This window comes from Amycolatopsis azurea DSM 43854, from assembly GCF_001995215.1.
In the GTDB taxonomy this organism is placed as follows: Bacteria; Actinomycetota; Actinomycetes; order Mycobacteriales; family Pseudonocardiaceae; genus Amycolatopsis; species Amycolatopsis azurea.
In genome coordinates, this window is sequence record NZ_MUXN01000022.1 from 152,977 (window position 1) to 167,203 (window position 14,227).

12 protein-coding genes are annotated in these 14,227 nt (G+C 68.5%); 7 read left to right on the top strand and 5 right to left on the bottom strand.

Annotation, left to right across the window (positions count from 1 at the left end; all coding sequences use genetic code 11):
- Positions 1 to 203 precede the first annotated feature (203 nt).
- Complete coding sequence (locus tag B0293_RS27970) at positions 204 to 1,451, top strand: HNH endonuclease signature motif containing protein (RefSeq protein WP_039916849.1); 1,248 nt, start codon at positions 204 to 206, stop codon at positions 1,449 to 1,451.
- A 314-nt stretch (positions 1,452 to 1,765) separates the two neighbouring features.
- Here the strand turns inward: B0293_RS27970 and B0293_RS27975 are convergent, their stop codons facing one another.
- Positions 1,766 to 2,407 (bottom strand): TetR/AcrR family transcriptional regulator, encoded by a 642-nt coding sequence (locus B0293_RS27975; protein WP_039916852.1) that lies wholly within the window; start codon positions 2,405 to 2,407, stop codon positions 1,766 to 1,768.
- A gap of 74 nt (positions 2,408 to 2,481) precedes the next feature.
- Here B0293_RS27975 and wzt point away from each other — a divergent pair, with 74 nt between their 5' ends.
- Positions 2,482 to 3,228 carry a galactan export ABC transporter ATP-binding subunit Wzt/RfbE gene (gene wzt / locus B0293_RS27980; RefSeq protein WP_005154822.1) on the top strand — a complete coding sequence of 249 codons (747 nt, stop codon included), beginning with the start codon at positions 2,482 to 2,484 and terminating at the stop codon, positions 3,226 to 3,228.
- Here the strand turns inward: wzt and B0293_RS27985 are convergent.
- Positions 3,207 to 4,403 (bottom strand): DUF6986 family protein, encoded by a 1,197-nt coding sequence (locus tag B0293_RS27985; protein WP_005154824.1) that lies wholly within the window; start codon positions 4,401 to 4,403, stop codon positions 3,207 to 3,209. The two genes, wzt and B0293_RS27985, sit on opposite strands and share 22 nt — an antisense overlap.
- A 4-nt stretch (positions 4,404 to 4,407) precedes the next feature.
- Positions 4,408 to 5,994, bottom strand: a complete 1,587-nt coding sequence (aceB, locus tag B0293_RS27990; RefSeq protein ID WP_005154825.1) for a malate synthase A — start codon at positions 5,992 to 5,994, stop codon at positions 4,408 to 4,410.
- 114 nt (positions 5,995 to 6,108) lie between these two features.
- On the opposite strand from aceB, the gene B0293_RS27995 reads away from it, so the two are divergent.
- A complete protein-coding gene (locus tag B0293_RS27995; protein ID WP_005154827.1) occupies positions 6,109 to 6,885 on the top strand; it encodes an IclR family transcriptional regulator in 777 nt (258 codons plus the stop codon).
- Here B0293_RS27995 and B0293_RS28000 read toward each other — a convergent pair.
- Positions 6,875 to 7,603, bottom strand: a complete 729-nt coding sequence (locus B0293_RS28000) for a TetR/AcrR family transcriptional regulator C-terminal domain-containing protein (RefSeq protein WP_039916855.1) — start codon at positions 7,601 to 7,603, stop codon at positions 6,875 to 6,877. The genes B0293_RS27995 and B0293_RS28000 overlap by 11 nt on opposite strands.
- A 108-nt stretch (positions 7,604 to 7,711) precedes the next feature.
- Here B0293_RS28000 and B0293_RS28005 point away from each other — a divergent pair, with 108 nt between their 5' ends.
- Complete coding sequence (locus B0293_RS28005) at positions 7,712 to 9,193, top strand: MFS transporter (protein WP_005154831.1); 1,482 nt, start codon at positions 7,712 to 7,714, stop codon at positions 9,191 to 9,193.
- Here the strand turns inward: B0293_RS28005 and ftsY are convergent.
- Positions 9,183 to 10,496 (bottom strand): signal recognition particle-docking protein FtsY, encoded by a 1,314-nt coding sequence (ftsY, locus tag B0293_RS28010; protein ID WP_005154832.1) that lies wholly within the window; start codon positions 10,494 to 10,496, stop codon positions 9,183 to 9,185. The genes B0293_RS28005 and ftsY overlap by 11 nt on opposite strands.
- A gap of 153 nt (positions 10,497 to 10,649) precedes the next feature.
- Between ftsY and B0293_RS28015 the strand changes: the two genes are divergently transcribed.
- From B0293_RS28015 to B0293_RS28025, 3 genes are all read left to right on the top strand, one after another.
- Positions 10,650 to 11,858: an anhydro-N-acetylmuramic acid kinase gene (locus B0293_RS28015; protein ID WP_052014377.1), complete on the top strand. Its 1,209-nt coding sequence runs from the start codon at positions 10,650 to 10,652 to the stop codon at positions 11,856 to 11,858.
- Between the two features lie 9 nt (positions 11,859 to 11,867).
- Positions 11,868 to 13,451 (top strand): sodium:solute symporter, encoded by a 1,584-nt coding sequence (locus tag B0293_RS28020; protein WP_005154835.1) that lies wholly within the window; start codon positions 11,868 to 11,870, stop codon positions 13,449 to 13,451.
- A gap of 116 nt (positions 13,452 to 13,567) precedes the next feature.
- Positions 13,568 to 14,071, top strand: a complete 504-nt coding sequence (locus tag B0293_RS28025) for a DUF3455 domain-containing protein (protein WP_005154836.1) — start codon at positions 13,568 to 13,570, stop codon at positions 14,069 to 14,071.
- The last annotated feature ends 156 nt before the right edge of the window (positions 14,072 to 14,227 follow it).

Below are 14,227 nucleotides of genomic sequence, written 5' to 3' on the forward strand. Positions count from 1 at the left end.
TGCGGACGTTGCCGGACCACAGGGGGACTACCCCAGGGTATGACAGTCGACCGTGTCATTCGGGCGAAGTCGCCAGCCGACTTCTTCCGCATTTAGAGGACTAATTGCGAACGGTTCCGGATCACCCACTAGTGGGAATGTGCGAGTCACTGGTGACTTAAAATTACGAACACATGTTCGATTTTCAGGTGTATTCTGGAGAGGTGTCCGAGACCTTCCTCCCTGAACTCCCGCAGGAGTTGTGGCGTGCAGGCAAGCTGGAGCTTGCCCATGGCGTGCAGCAGTTCTTGCAGGTGATGCGGGTGGCGTCCGCCGGGTTGGGGCAGTATTTGGCGGAGATCGAGTCCCGGGGCGTGAAGGACTTGTTCGGGTACGGGTCGACGATCAGATGGTTTGCTGATGTGGCGGGGCTTTCATTTAAGGAGGCTCGGCCTGCGGTGAATCAGGCGATCGCGTTGAATCCGACGCGCGCTTTGGATGGGAGTGCGGTTCCGGCGGTCGCGCCCACTACCGCTGCTGTAGCGGCGGAAGGGTTGGTCGGGGGTGAGCGGATCCAGCAGGTCTTGGAGATCTTGGCGAGGATCCCTGCTGACACGTCGGTGGAGGATCGGGAGAGTGCGGAGAAGATCCTCGGCAACCTCGCCCGGGACGCCGGTCCTCGGCAGTTGGCGGACGCGGAGGCGAACCTTCTCGCCTGGCTCGATCCGGACGGGAACGAACCGAAGGATCCTGAGCCGAAGCAGCCGCGTCGCGAGGTCACTCTGGAGCGTCGCAGGGACGGGTTCTGGAAGCTGACCGGTTTGCTCGATGACGAGTTAGGTGCTCGCACGGCCGCCGCTTTGGAGGCGCATGCGAAGCCGCGGCCGGTGGACGAGTTCGGTCAGGCTGATCTGCGCATGAAATGCGAACGGCAGGGCGATGCCTGGGCCGAGTTGCTCGATCTGGCCATCGCGTGCCCGGATCAACCCGGGACGAGCGGGTATCGGACCTTGGTGCACGTGACCATCGGCCTGGAAGAGCTGAAGACCGGGATCGGGAAAGCCTGCCTGGATTTCGTCGGGACGATGACCGCCCGCGAGGCGCGGATGGCCGCCTGCGACTGCCTGATGCTCCCGGTCGTGCTCAACGCCGCCGGGGAACCTCTCGACGTGGGGCGGCTGCGGCGGTTCGTCACTCCTGGCCAGAGACGGGCGCTCAACATCCGGGACCGGGGCTGCGCGTTCCCGGGCTGTCATCGGAGACCCAAGAATTGTCACGCTCACCATATTCATCACTGGGCAGACGGCGGACCTACCGATCTTCGGAACCTAGTCCTGCTTTGTAGCTTCCATCACCGCCTCATCCACCATGGCGACTGGCAAGTCCTCATGGCGGCCGACGGGCTCCCGGAGTTCATCCCACCCCAATACCTGGACCCGCTACAACGAACCCGGCGCAACACCCACGCATGACCCGAGGAGCCCGCCAGCCAGCACCGGCGACGGGCCCCTCGGCATGCCCACAGACCGCACAGAAGCTCACCTGCCGCCTCGATCAAGTGGGTCGTGAGTGTTTTGGGTCGCTAGGGCCAACCGTGTCTTAGACACCTACGGACGGGCGGTTTCGCGTGACGGAAGGGACGACACTCGTGATCAGACGGACGACACTCGTGATCGGAGGGACAGGACCCGGCTGCGCGCACGTGCCGTCCGACCAGCCACGCGAAACCACCGCCTCGGTCAGGTGGGTCGTGAGTGAAAAGTGTCGTTAGAACGACCCAAAACACTCACGACCCACCCGGCGAACCCGGCGAACCCAGGTAAGCCAGCGCCATCCCGGTCGTTTCGACGGCCCACGCGTCCCAGCTCAAGCCGTCCGGCCAGAACCGGCCGCTGGCGGCCCGGTGCACACAGGAGCCGATGAGGGTCCGGGCCACCATGCGGACGGCCTCTTCCCGGTCCGGCCGGCGAACCTCCGGAAGACAGGGCCGGACGGCGTCCACGAAATCGCGCTGGATCGTGGCCAGCGCCTGAAGGCCCCGATCGCGTCCCTCGGCGCGCTGGCTGTCGAGCAGTTCGGGGAAGATCCGGTCGTGGCGGGCGAAGGTGTCCGCCAGTGCCCGGACGAACGCGCCGACGATCCCGCCCAGACCGGGCGCCGCGGTGCGCAGCGCCTCGCCGACGCCTGTCTCCAGCTGCCCGAGCAGCTGGTCCTTCACGGCGTACAGCAGCTGGTTCTTGCCGGAGAACCGGCGATAGATCGCCCCCACCGACATGCCCGCCTGCTCGGCGACCGCCCCGACGGTGAACTCCTCGATGCCCTGGGCCGCCAGGACGTGCTCGGCGGCGGCCAGCACCTTATGCAGGGACTCACGGCTGCGGGCCTGCTGCGGCGGGCGGAAGCCCTGATCGACGGATGGCTGACTCACCGGCCGCACGTTACCGCACCCAGATGCGAATGATAACTTCCGTTCGCATTTCACCGCAGCGAGGAGGCAGCACCATGGTGAGCATCGAGGTAGAGGGCGCCTACGTCGATTTCCCGATCTTCGACGCCAAGACCCGGTCACTCAAGAAACAGGTGCTCGGCAAGGTCGGCGGCAAGATCGGCACCGACGCGAAAGTCCCGATCATCGAAGCCCTGCGGGACATTTCGCTCTCCTTGAGCGACGGCGACCGGGTCGGTCTGGTCGGGCACAACGGCGCCGGGAAGTCGACGCTCCTGCGGTTGCTGTCCGGCATCTACGAACCGACCCGGGGCACCGCGCGGGTCGACGGCAGGATCGCGCCGGTGTTCGACCTCGGCGTAGGGCTGGATCCCGAGGTCTCGGGCCACGAGAACATCCTGATCCGGGGCCTGTTCCTCGGCATGTCCCGCAAGCAGATGACGAAACGGGTCGACGACATCGCGGAGTTCACCGAACTCGGCGACTATCTGCACCTGCCGTTGCGCACCTACTCCGCCGGCATGCGGGTGCGGCTCGCGCTCGGCGTGGTGACCACCATCGACCCCGAGATCCTCATCCTCGACGAGGGACTCGGCGCGATCGACGCCGCGTTCCTCGCCAAGGCACGCGAACGACTGGTCGACCTCGCCCGCCGCTCCGGCGTGCTGGTGTTCGCCTCGCACTCCGACGAACTGCTGCGGGAACTGTGCACCACCGCCCTGTGGATGGACGAAGGCCGGATCCGCGCGCACGGATCACTGGAAGAGGTGCTCGCCGATTATCACGCGGTCCGTCGCGCGTAGCCGTCCAGCTCGGCCCGGGAGAACGACAACTCCCCCGCGTCCACGGCCCCGCAATCCAAGCCCCGCACCAAGAAACTCGCCAAAGCCTGAGCGGTCGCCGGCTCGTCCAGCACGCCACGACCGGTCTGGTCGGCGTAGTCCCGCAACCGGCCCAGCGCCGCCGGGAATCCCTCGCGGAAGAACGCGTACGTCGCCGCGAACCGGGTCGGCAGCTGGTGCGGATGCAGGTCCCAGCCCTGATAGAAACCGTTCTCCAGGGAGCGCCGCACAAGCCGAAGATGCTCGCGCCAGGCCGGGAGGATCGCGTCGCCGACGGGCAGCTTGTTCGTCGAGCCGTCGGAAAGCCGGACACCGGTGCCCGCGGCCGAAACCTGCATGAGCTGCTTGGCGAAATCGGCGGCCGGATGTTCCATGCTCTGATACTCGGCGCTGATCCCGAGACCGGCGCTGTAGTCGTACGTCCCGTAGTGCAGTCCCGAACACCGGCCGCGCGCGGCCTGGATGATCCGCGGCACCGCGACCGTCCCGTCGATGTCCACAATGGACTGCGCCGTCTCGATCTGGACTTCGAACCGCAAGGCCCCGTCGGGCAGGCCGTACGCGGATTCGAGGCGCTCCAGGACGTCCGCCGCCACCTCGACCTGCTCGACGGCGGTCACCTTCGGCAGCGTGACGACGAAACCTTCCGGCAGCGGCCCGCTTTCCAGCAGACCCGCCAGGAAGAGGTCGAGGGTACGGATGCCGCGGCGCCGGGTCGCCTGCTCGAAGCTCTTGAACCGGATGCCGACGAACGGCGTCCCGCCGGTGACGGCGAGGGTCCGCCCCGCGGCGAGCGCGGTGGCGTCCTCCTCGTCGTCGCCCGGCCTGCCGAGGCCGTCCTCGAAGTCGATCCGCAGATCCTCGATCGGCTCGGTCAAAAGCTTGGTCCGGACCCGGTCGGCGATGTCCGCGTCGAGGCCCAGCTGATCGGCGTGTTCACCGAAGACCCGCAGGGCTTGTTTGCCCCAGTCCGCCACGAGCCGCGTCTTGTACCGCGACGCGGGCACGTACACGGTGTGCACGGGCTGGCGGCCGGGCGGCTCGCCGGGATAGCCGGCCACGACACGCGCGTCCGCCTCGGCGAGGCGCGCGTCAGCGGCGGTGTAGACGTCCTCGGTGAGCCGCCCGTTCCCCATCTGTCTACTTGATCCGTTCGTAGGCGGGCAGGGTCAGGAAGTCCGGGAACTCGTCGGCGAGCGCGACCTGCTCGAACAGCTCGACGGCGGGCTCCAGCAGCTCCGGCTTGATCTCGGCGGCGAGTTCGCCGCGGACCTCGGCCAGCACACCGCGCACCAGCTCTTCGGTCACCTTGTCGCCGGTGTCGAGCTGAGTGCCGTTGCGCACCCACTGCCACACCTGCGACCGCGAGATCTCGGCGGTGGCCGCGTCCTCCATCAGGTTGTGGATGGCGGCCGCGCCGTTCCCGCCCAGCCAGGAGGCGATGTAGCGGATGCCGACGTCGACGGCGGCGCGCAGACCGGCCGCGGTGGCCCCACCCGGCGTCGAAGCCGCGTCGAGCAGCTGGTCGGCGGTGACGGAGACCTCGTCGCGGGTCCGGTCGAGCTGGTTCGGCTTGTCGCCGAGGACCTTGTCGAACTCCTCGCGGCAGATGTCCACCATGCCCGGGTGCGCGACCCAGGAACCGTCGAAGCCGTCGCCTGCCTCACGGCTCTTGTCGGCGCGGACCTTGTCGAGCGCGGCGGCGGTGACCTCCGGGTCCTTGCGGTTCGGGATGAACGCGGCCATGCCGCCGATCGCGAACGCGCCGCGCTTGTGGCAGGTGCGCACCAGCAGTTCGGTGTACGCGCGCATGAACGGCGCGGTCATGGTGACCGAGTTGCGGTCCGGCAGCACGAACTTCTCGCCCGCGTCGCGGAAGTACTTGATGACGCTGAACAGGTAGTCCCAGCGGCCGGCGTTCAGGCCGGAGGCGTGCTCGCGCAGTTCGTAGAGGATCTCCTCCATCTCGAACGCGGCCGGGATGGTCTCGATCAGCACGGTCGCGCGAACGGTGCCGTGGTCGATGCCGAGCGTCTTCTCCGCGTGGGTGAAGACGTCGTTCCAGAGCCGGGCTTCGAGGTGGCTCTCCATCTTCGGCAGGTAGAAGTACGGGCCCTTGCCGCGGTTGAGCAGCTCCTGCGCGTTGTGGAAGAAGTAGAGACCGAAGTCGACCAGCGCGCCGACGGCCTGGCGCCCGCCGAAGGACAGGCCGCGCTCGTCGAGGTGCCAGCCGCGCGGGCGGACGACGATGGTCGCGTGCTCGACGTCGTCCTTCAGCGCGTAGCTCTTGCCACCGCTTTCCAGCGTGATGCTCTCGCGGACGGCGTCGTACAGGTTGACCTGGCCGGAGACGACGTTCGCCCAGTGCGGCGTGTTCGCGTCCTCGAGGTCGGCGAGCCAGACCTTGGCGCCGGAGTTCAGCGCGTTGATGGTCATCTTGCGGTCGGTCGGGCCGGTGATCTCGACACGGCGGTCACGCAGCGCGGGCGGGGCCTCGGCCACCTTCCAGTCGCCTTCGCGGACCTGCTTGGTCTCGGGCAGGAAGTCGAGCTTGCCGGTGGTCCTGGCCTCTTCGCGGCGCTTGCCCCGGGCCTGCAGCAGCTCGTCACGGCGGGCGGCGAAGGCCTCGTGCAGGCCCGCGACGAAGGCGAGCGCCTCCGGCGTGAGAATCTCGCCTCCACGCTCGACGGGCGCACCGAGCACCTGGGCTGAGATCTGGTCAGACATGTGAAACACCCCGCGTCGGAAAAGATCGGCTAAAGATAACGTCCCTACGGTTTTACATGACGGACTATAGTTTCTGCATAGCGGAACATCAACGCCGACGTTAGGAGTACCACGGTGGCAGCGGAGAAGAACGGGCGCGATGGCGGCGTCCAGTCACTTCAGCGGGCCTTCGAGCTCCTCGAACATCTCGCGGACACCGGCGGGGAGGCCAGCCTTTCGGAGCTGGCGACCCTGTCCGGGCTGCCGATGCCGACCATCCACCGGCTGATCAGGACACTGGTGGACCTGGGTTACGTCCGGCAGAACACCAACCGCCGGTACGCGCTGGGCGCCCGGCTCATCCGGCTGGGTGAGAACGCCAGCATGCAGTTCGGCTCGTGGGCCCGGCCGCTGCTGGCGGAGCTGGTCGACGAGGTCGGCGAGACCGCGAACCTCGCCGTCCTGGAGCGGGACGAGGTCGTCTACGTCGCCCAGGTGCCGTCGAAGCACTCGATGCGGATGTTCACCGAGGTCGGCCGCCGCCTCCTGCCGCACGGCACCGGCGTGGGGAAGGCGATGCTCGCGCATCTGCCGTCCGACGACGTCACGGCGCTGCTCGCCAGGACCGGCATGCCTTCGTACACCGAGCACACCTTCACCGACCAGGACGCGCTCCTGCGCGAGCTGGCGAAGATCGCCGAGCAGGGTTACGCGCTCGACGAGGCCGAGCAGGAACTGGGCGTCCGCTGCGTCGCCGTCGCGGTCCCGGGCGCGCCGGTGCCGGCGGCCGTCTCGGTGTCCGGGCCCTCGGGACGGCTCACAGTAGAGGCCGTCGAGCGGATCGCGCCCGTCGTCCAGCGGATCGCGAACTCGCTCGGCTCCACCCTTTCGCGTGACGGGGTCACCGTTTGAGCCTGGTCTCCAAACCGTCGAGCATCCTCTCCAGCCCGTAGCGGAACTTCTCGTCGCGAAGCCGCTCCGGGTCGGCGTCGGCCTTGGCGATCCGTTCCCGCTGATGCGGATGCTCCCGCGCCGCCTCCTCGACGGCGGGACGCAGCTGTTCCGCCCACTCACGCTCACTCTTGCCGCTTTTCGCGACGGTGGTCAGCCAAGCCGCCTCGGTCGTCCCCATGCCGACGACATAGGAGATGACCGCGCTGATCGCCTGCTCGACCTCGTCGCCGGGGAAACCCGCGGTCACGAAGACGGCCAGCAGCCGCTCGTTGAGCCGCATGACGTTCGGCCCGAGGTACGACAGCCCGACCGAGCCGAGCAGTGATGCGACCCAGGGGTGGCGCAGGATCATCGCGCGGACGCTCTGCGCCCCGACGACGGCCGCGTCGCGCCACCTCTCCGGATCGTCGCCGTCCGGCACGGTGATTTCGCCGTAGACCTCGTCGACGACCAGCTCGATCAGCTCGTCGCGGTTGGCCACGTGCCGGTAGAGCGAGGTCGCGCCCGCGTTCAGCGCGGTGCCGAGCCTGCGCATGCTCAGCGCGTCGACCCCTTCGACGTCCAGGATCCGGACAGCCTCGGCGACGATCTGCGCCTGGCTCAACGCGGGCTGGTCCCGTTTGCGACGCGGCCGTGTCCACACCGACTGGATCGCTTGTTCCTCGGTTGCTGCCATGCCGCCCACTTTAGCGCACGACGTGCCCCCTTGCGAACACTGTCGCCGCCTGCGTACAGTGTGCGCATCAGCCGAACAACGTACGCAAACACTTCTGGGGGTATCCCGATGAACGAGCCGGACAGGCGCGACCCGCGCCGCTGGTGGATCTTGATCGTGCTGTGCCTGAGCACGCTCGTGCTGGTCGTGGACAACATGGTGCTGACGGTCGCCGTGCCGCCGCTGGCCGAAGACCTCGGGGCGAGCGCCCAGGACACGCAGTGGATCCTGGACTCCTACATCCTGGTGTTCGCCGGCCTGCTGCTCACCTCGGGAAGCCTCGGGGACCGCTTCGGCCGCCGGAAGGTGATGGTCATCGGCCTCCTCCTGTTCGGAGTGGCCTCACTCGTCGCCGCGTTCGCCGCGAATCCGCTCGAACTGATCGCGTCCCGGGCGGTGATGGGCGTCGGCGGCGCGCTGATCATGCCGAGCACCCTGTCGATCCTGATCACCGTCTTCGACGACGAAGAACGCCGCAAGGCGATGGCGGCCTGGAGCGCGGTCGCGATGATCGGCCTGATCGGCGGCCCGGTGCTGGGCGGCGTGCTGATCGCGTGGTTCTGGTGGGGCGCGGTCTTCCTGATCAACGTGCCGATCGTCGTCATCGCCGTGCTCGCCGCGTTCACGCTGATGCCGGAGTCGAAGGGCCCGTGGCAGAAGCCCGACCCGCTCGGCGCGATCCTCTCCGCGGCCGGCATGGTCGCGCTGGTCTGGACGATCATCGAACTGCCCAAGCACGGCTTCGCCGAAGCCGGGACGCTGATCCCGCTGGCGATCGCGGTGGTGAGCCTGACCGGGTTCGTGTTCTGGGAGCGGCACACGCCGTCACCGATGGTCCCGCTCAAGCTGTTCGGCAAGCGCAACTTCAGCGGCGGCAGCCTGTCGCTCACGCTGGTGCAGATCGGCAACGGCGGCCTGCTGCTGCTCCTGACCCAGTACCTGCAGTTCGTGCTCGGCTACACACCGACCCAGGCGGGCCTCGCGTTCATCCCGATGGCGATCGCGTCGCTGCTCTGCAACACCCTCGGCGCCACGCTGGGCCAGAAGATCGGCAACCGCGCGCTGGCCACGGTCGGCATGATCGTGATGGCCGCCGGGTTCGGCATGCTCGCGACGCTGTCGGTGGACGAAGGATTCCTCCTGCCGGCGATCGCGCTGTTCCTGCTCGGCGCCGGTGGCGGGCTGGCGATGCCGGCCGCGATCTCGGCGCTGATGGGCGAGGTCCCGGAAGAGCAGGCCGGTGTCGGCTCCGCGCTCAACGACACCATCCAGCAGCTGGGCGCCGCGCTCGGCATCGCGATCCTGGGCAGCATCGTGTCGAGCCTGTTCACCTCGCACATGCCCGACACCACCCCGCCGCAGGCACGGCTTTCGATCGGCGACGCCTTCGCGACCGGCGACGACGGCCTCATGGCGGCGGCCCGGGAGTCGTTCACCTCGGCGATGTCGACGACGTTCCTGATCAGCGCCGTGGGCGTGCTGGCCGCGGCGGCGGTCGCCTTCCTGGTGATGCGGGACAAGAAGGCGGACCATGCGCTCGTCAGCTGCTGAGCAGAGCCTCCACGAAGGCGCCGGGCTCGAACGGCGCCAGGTCGTCCGGCCCCTCGCCGAGGCCGACCAGCTTGACCGGGACCCCGAGTTCGCGCTGCACCTGGAAGACGATGCCGCCCTTCGCGGTGCCGTCCAGTTTGGTCAGGACGATGCCGGTGACGTCGATGACCTCCGAGAACACGCGGGCCTGCATCAGCCCGTTCTGCCCGGTGGTGGCGTCGAGCACCAGCAGCACCTCGTCGACCTTCGCCTGCTTCTCGACGACGCGCTTGACCTTGCCCAGCTCGTCCATCAGGCCGGTCTTGGTGTGCAGGCGGCCGGCGGTGTCGACCAGGACCGCGTCCACGCCCGCCTCGGTGCCGCGTTTGACGGCGTCGAACGCGACCGCCGCCGGGTCCGCGCCTTCCTTGCCGCGCACGACCTCCGCGCCCACCCGCTCGGCCCAGGTCTGCAGCTGGTCCGCCGCGGCGGCGCGGAAGGTGTCGGCCGCGCCGAGCACGACGGTGCTCCCCTGCGCGACGAGCACCCGGGCGAGTTTGCCGGTGGTGGTCGTCTTGCCGGTGCCGTTGACCCCGGCGACCAGCACGACAGCGGGCTGCTTCACGCCGTCGACGGTGTGCGGCAGCGCGCGGACGGCCCGGACCGCGTCGGTCGACAGGGCGGAGGTCAGCACCTCCTGCAACACCGCGCGAGCGTCTTCGGACGTCCGCACGGCGCGGCGCTTCAGTTCCTCACGAAGGCGCTCGACGATCTCGGTGGTCGTCGCCGCGCCGAGGTCCGCCATGAGCAGCGTGTCTTCGACGTCCTGCCAGGAGTCCTCGTCCAGGTCGCCCGCGCCGAGCAGGCCGAGCAGGCTCTGCCCGAACACCGAACGGGATTTGCCCAGCCTGCCGCGCAGCCGCTCCAGGCGACCGGAAGCGGGGGCGATCTCCTCCGCGGGAACGGGTTCGGGAGCAGTTTCCTCGGCCGGTTCGGGCAGTTCGACGTCGCGCACCGTGCGCTGCGCGGAATCCCTCGGCACCGACGCGTCGTCCCCGACGGCGGGCTGGCCGTCGGTCTCCGGGCGATCCTCGACGGGATGCTCGGCCTCTTCGGCTTCTTCGGTCTTCTCACCGCCCGGAGCGAGCGCGATCCCGCCTGTCGCGGTATAGCCGCCGCCCTTCGGCTTCTCGACGACGTCGGCAGCCTTGGACTCGTCCAGGCTGATCCGGCGGCGGCGCGCGATGAGCAGCCCGGCCACCAGGACGGCGACCAGTACCACGACGGCAACGACAACGATCCAGAACCAGGGGGTGCTCGACACGGCGTCAATCCTCGCATCCGCGCACGGCCCGACGTAGACGCCCCACGGGAAGGAAGCCGATCTTGTCAGACACCCACTGGATAGGACTCATTTCGGACAAGAAGAAACGGTGTCGCTTGCGCGGTCTCCGGAACGACGGCTAGACCACTCCGAATGACGGTTTTCTCCGGCACTGGGGTCCGGGTGATCGGGCTCATCTCCGGCACGTCGATCGACGGGATCGACGTGGCGGCCGCCGAACTGCGCGCCGACGGGGACACAGTGGTGCTTTCCCCGCTCGGCAAACTCGAAATCCCGTATCCCGAAGCGCTCCGCGAGGCGTTGCTCGACGCCCTGCCGCCGAATCCGTGCAGCGCCGAACAGCTCACCAAACTCGACACCCTGGTGGGACAGGCTTTCGGCGAGGCGGCCGCGCGCGGCGTCGAGGAACTGGCCGGTGGTGACGCGGACGTCGTCGCTTCGCTGGGCCAGACGGTGTTCCACTGGGTCGAGGACGGAACCGCCCGCGGCACCCTGCAACTGGGCAACCCGGCGTGGATCGCCGAGCGCACCGGTCTGCCCGTCGTGGCCGACCTCCGCGTGCGCGACGTCGCCGCCGGCGGGCACGGCGCACCGCTCGCCAGCACGCTGGACGCGTTGTGGCTCCGGGAAATGGCCGCCCTCGGCCCGGTCGCGGCGCTCAACATCGGCGGTATCGCGAACATCACCGTCGTCCCCGCGAACGGCGACGTGCTCGCCTACGACACCGGACCCGGCAACGCCCTGATGGACATCGCCGCGCACCGGGCGACCGGCGGGCGCGCGGACATCGACGGCGCACTCGCCCTGCGCGGCGACGTCCGGCCCGACCTGCTGGCGAAACTGCTGCTCGACCCGTACTACGCGGCCGCGCCGCCGAAGTCGACCGGCAAGGAACTGTTCCACGGCGCGTACCTCGACGCGGCGCTCGACGGACTCCCGCCGGTCGGCGCGGAAGACCTCCTGGCGACCTTGACCGAACTGACCGCGGTGACGATCGCGGCGGAATGCCGTCACCACGGCATCGTCACGGTGATCGTCTCCGGCGGCGGCGCCGACAACCCGGCGCTGATGGCCGCGCTCGCGAGGAATCTGCCCGACGCGGCGCTGAAGACCAGCGACGACCACGGATTGCCCAGCGCGGGCAAAGAGGCATACCTGACCATTCTGCTCGGCTGGCTGACCTGGTCCGGCGTCCCGGGGAACCTCCCGTCGGCGACCGGGGCCCGGGGCGACCGCCTGCTCGGCAGCATCACCCCGGGCGCGGGTCCCCTGCGGCTGCCCGCCCCTCATGGATCGATCGTGACCCGGCTACGGGTGGCGGCGACGACCGGCGAGCGATAGGAGATACGGATGCGCGCACTTGACCTCGCGATCATCGGGCTTTTTCTGGTCGGCATGCCCTTGCTGGGCGTCTGGATCGGCGGCAAACAGAAATCCGGCTCCGACTACTTCGTCGGTGAAGGCAAGATCTCCTGGTGGGTGGCCTGCCTTTCGGTCGTCTCCGCGGAGACGTCCACCCTCACCGTGCTTTCCGTGCCGACGGTGGCCTACATCGCCACCCCCGGCGAAGGCGGGATGACCTACCTCGCACTGGCCATCGGCTACATCGTGGGCCGGATCGTGGTGTCGATGGTGCTGCTGCCGCGCTACGTGGCGGGCAACCTGGTCACCGCGTACGCCTTCCTGGGCAAACGATTCGGGAGCGGGCTGCAGGGCACCGCGTCGGTGACCTTCCTGCTCACCCGGACGCTGGCCGACGGCATCCGGCTGTTCGCCACCGCGATCCCGATCAAGGTGGTCATGGCGGCCTACGGCCTCAACGTCTCGTACTGGACCATCGTGGTCGGGCTGGGCATCGCGATGGTGCTCTACAGCTTCTTCGGCGGGGTCCGCGCGGTCGTCTGGGTCGACGCGATCCAGATGCTCTGGTACATCCTCGGCGCGGTCGTGGTGATCTGGGCGATCTCCGGCAGGCTGTCGGACGGCTGGCTCGGGAAAGCCTTCGACGCCAACAAGTTCCAGATCCTCGACTTCTCCTCGAACATGCTCACCGGGCAGTACGCGTTCTTCACCGCGGTGATCGGTGGCGCGGTGCTCTCGATGGCGTCGCACGGCTCGGACCAGCTGATCGTGCAGCGCCTGCAGGCCACGAACGACCTGCGCGCCGCGCGGAAGGCCTTGGTCGCCAGCGGTTTCGTGGTGTTCATCCAGTTCGCGCTGTTCCTGTTCATCGGCGTGCTGCTGTGGGCGCTGTACAACGGCCTCGCCCCGACCAAGCCGAAGCCGGAAGGACTGGGGCTGGCCAACAAGGACGAACTGTTCGCGAACTTCATCGTGAACGAGCTGCCGAGCGGGCTTTCGGGCTTCGTGATCGCCGGGATCCTCGCCGCCGCACTGAGTTCGTCACTCGGCGCGCTGGCCTCGTCCACGGTGACCGACGTCTACGAACGGGTGATCGGCCGGGAGCTGCCGGAGGCCCAGCGGCTGAAGCACGGCCGGATCTGGACGATCATCTGGGCGGGCGCGCTGATCCTGTGCGCGGGTTTCTTCGCCTCGTCCAACAAGACCTCGGCCGATCCGATCGTGGTGCAGGCGCTCGGCATCACCGGCTACACCTACGGCGCACTGCTCGGCGCGTTCCTCTTGGGGCTGCTGATCAAACGGGCCAGGCAGGCGGACGCGATCGTGGCGTTCGTTTCGACGGTGGTCGTGATGGCGTTCATCATCCTCGGCGTCAAGTTCAACAAACCGGACGGCAGCCTGATCGGCGTCGACTTCGGCAAGGCGTCGGGGAACACGGTGGCGCTGGCCTGGCCCTGGTACACGCTGTGCGGCGTGGTGATCACGCTCGTCGTGGGCGGATTGCTGTCGCTGCGGCACAGCAGCCCGGATCCGCTCACCGAAGAGGTGAGCAAAGAACCCGAATCCGTTTGATCACAACGGTTTTCCACCAATGTGACCCGCGTCACATTTATGAACCAGGCCTCTGATCGTCCCCGTGTCGGTTGCGGGACCCGCCGGCTCACGGCGGGACGAGGAGAGGCGAACTCATGAAGCGAACGACCGTGGCCATCGCCGTCGGCGCACTGCTGATCGGCGGTGGCACGACCGCGTACGCCGCGACAAGCACCGGCGTGCCGGACGCGATCAAAGTGCCGGAAGGGAACAAGCGTCTCGCCACCTACCGGGGCGAAGGCGTCCAGATCTACGGCTGCACCAACGGGGCGTGGACGCTGATCCAGCCGGCCGCGACACTGAGCCACCGCGGGCGGACGATCGCGCTGCACAGCAAGGGTCCGGTGTGGACGTCCACTGTGGACGGAAGCACGGTCGGGGCGGCGGCGGTGCCCGGCGCCTCCGTCCCCCGGCCGAACGCGGTGCCGGAACTGCTGCTGAAGGCGAACCTGAACAGCGGTGACGGGATCTTCGGCAAGGTCACCTACGTCCAGCGGCTCGACACGCGCGGCGGACTCGCCCCGGCGGGCACGTGCGCGGCCGGCGCACAGACGGCCGTCCGGTACTCGGCCGATTACGCCTTCTGGGTCGCGAAGTAGCGACGTCGGCGGAGGCAAGCGAGCGGTCGGTACAGGGGGTCGTGAGTGGTAAGTGCCGTTCTAACGGCACTTACCACTCACGACCCCCTCGGCCCAGTGCGTTCCGGTGCCGCCTGCCTGGATGTGCTGTACCGAACACCAGGGCAGTACGTCGCG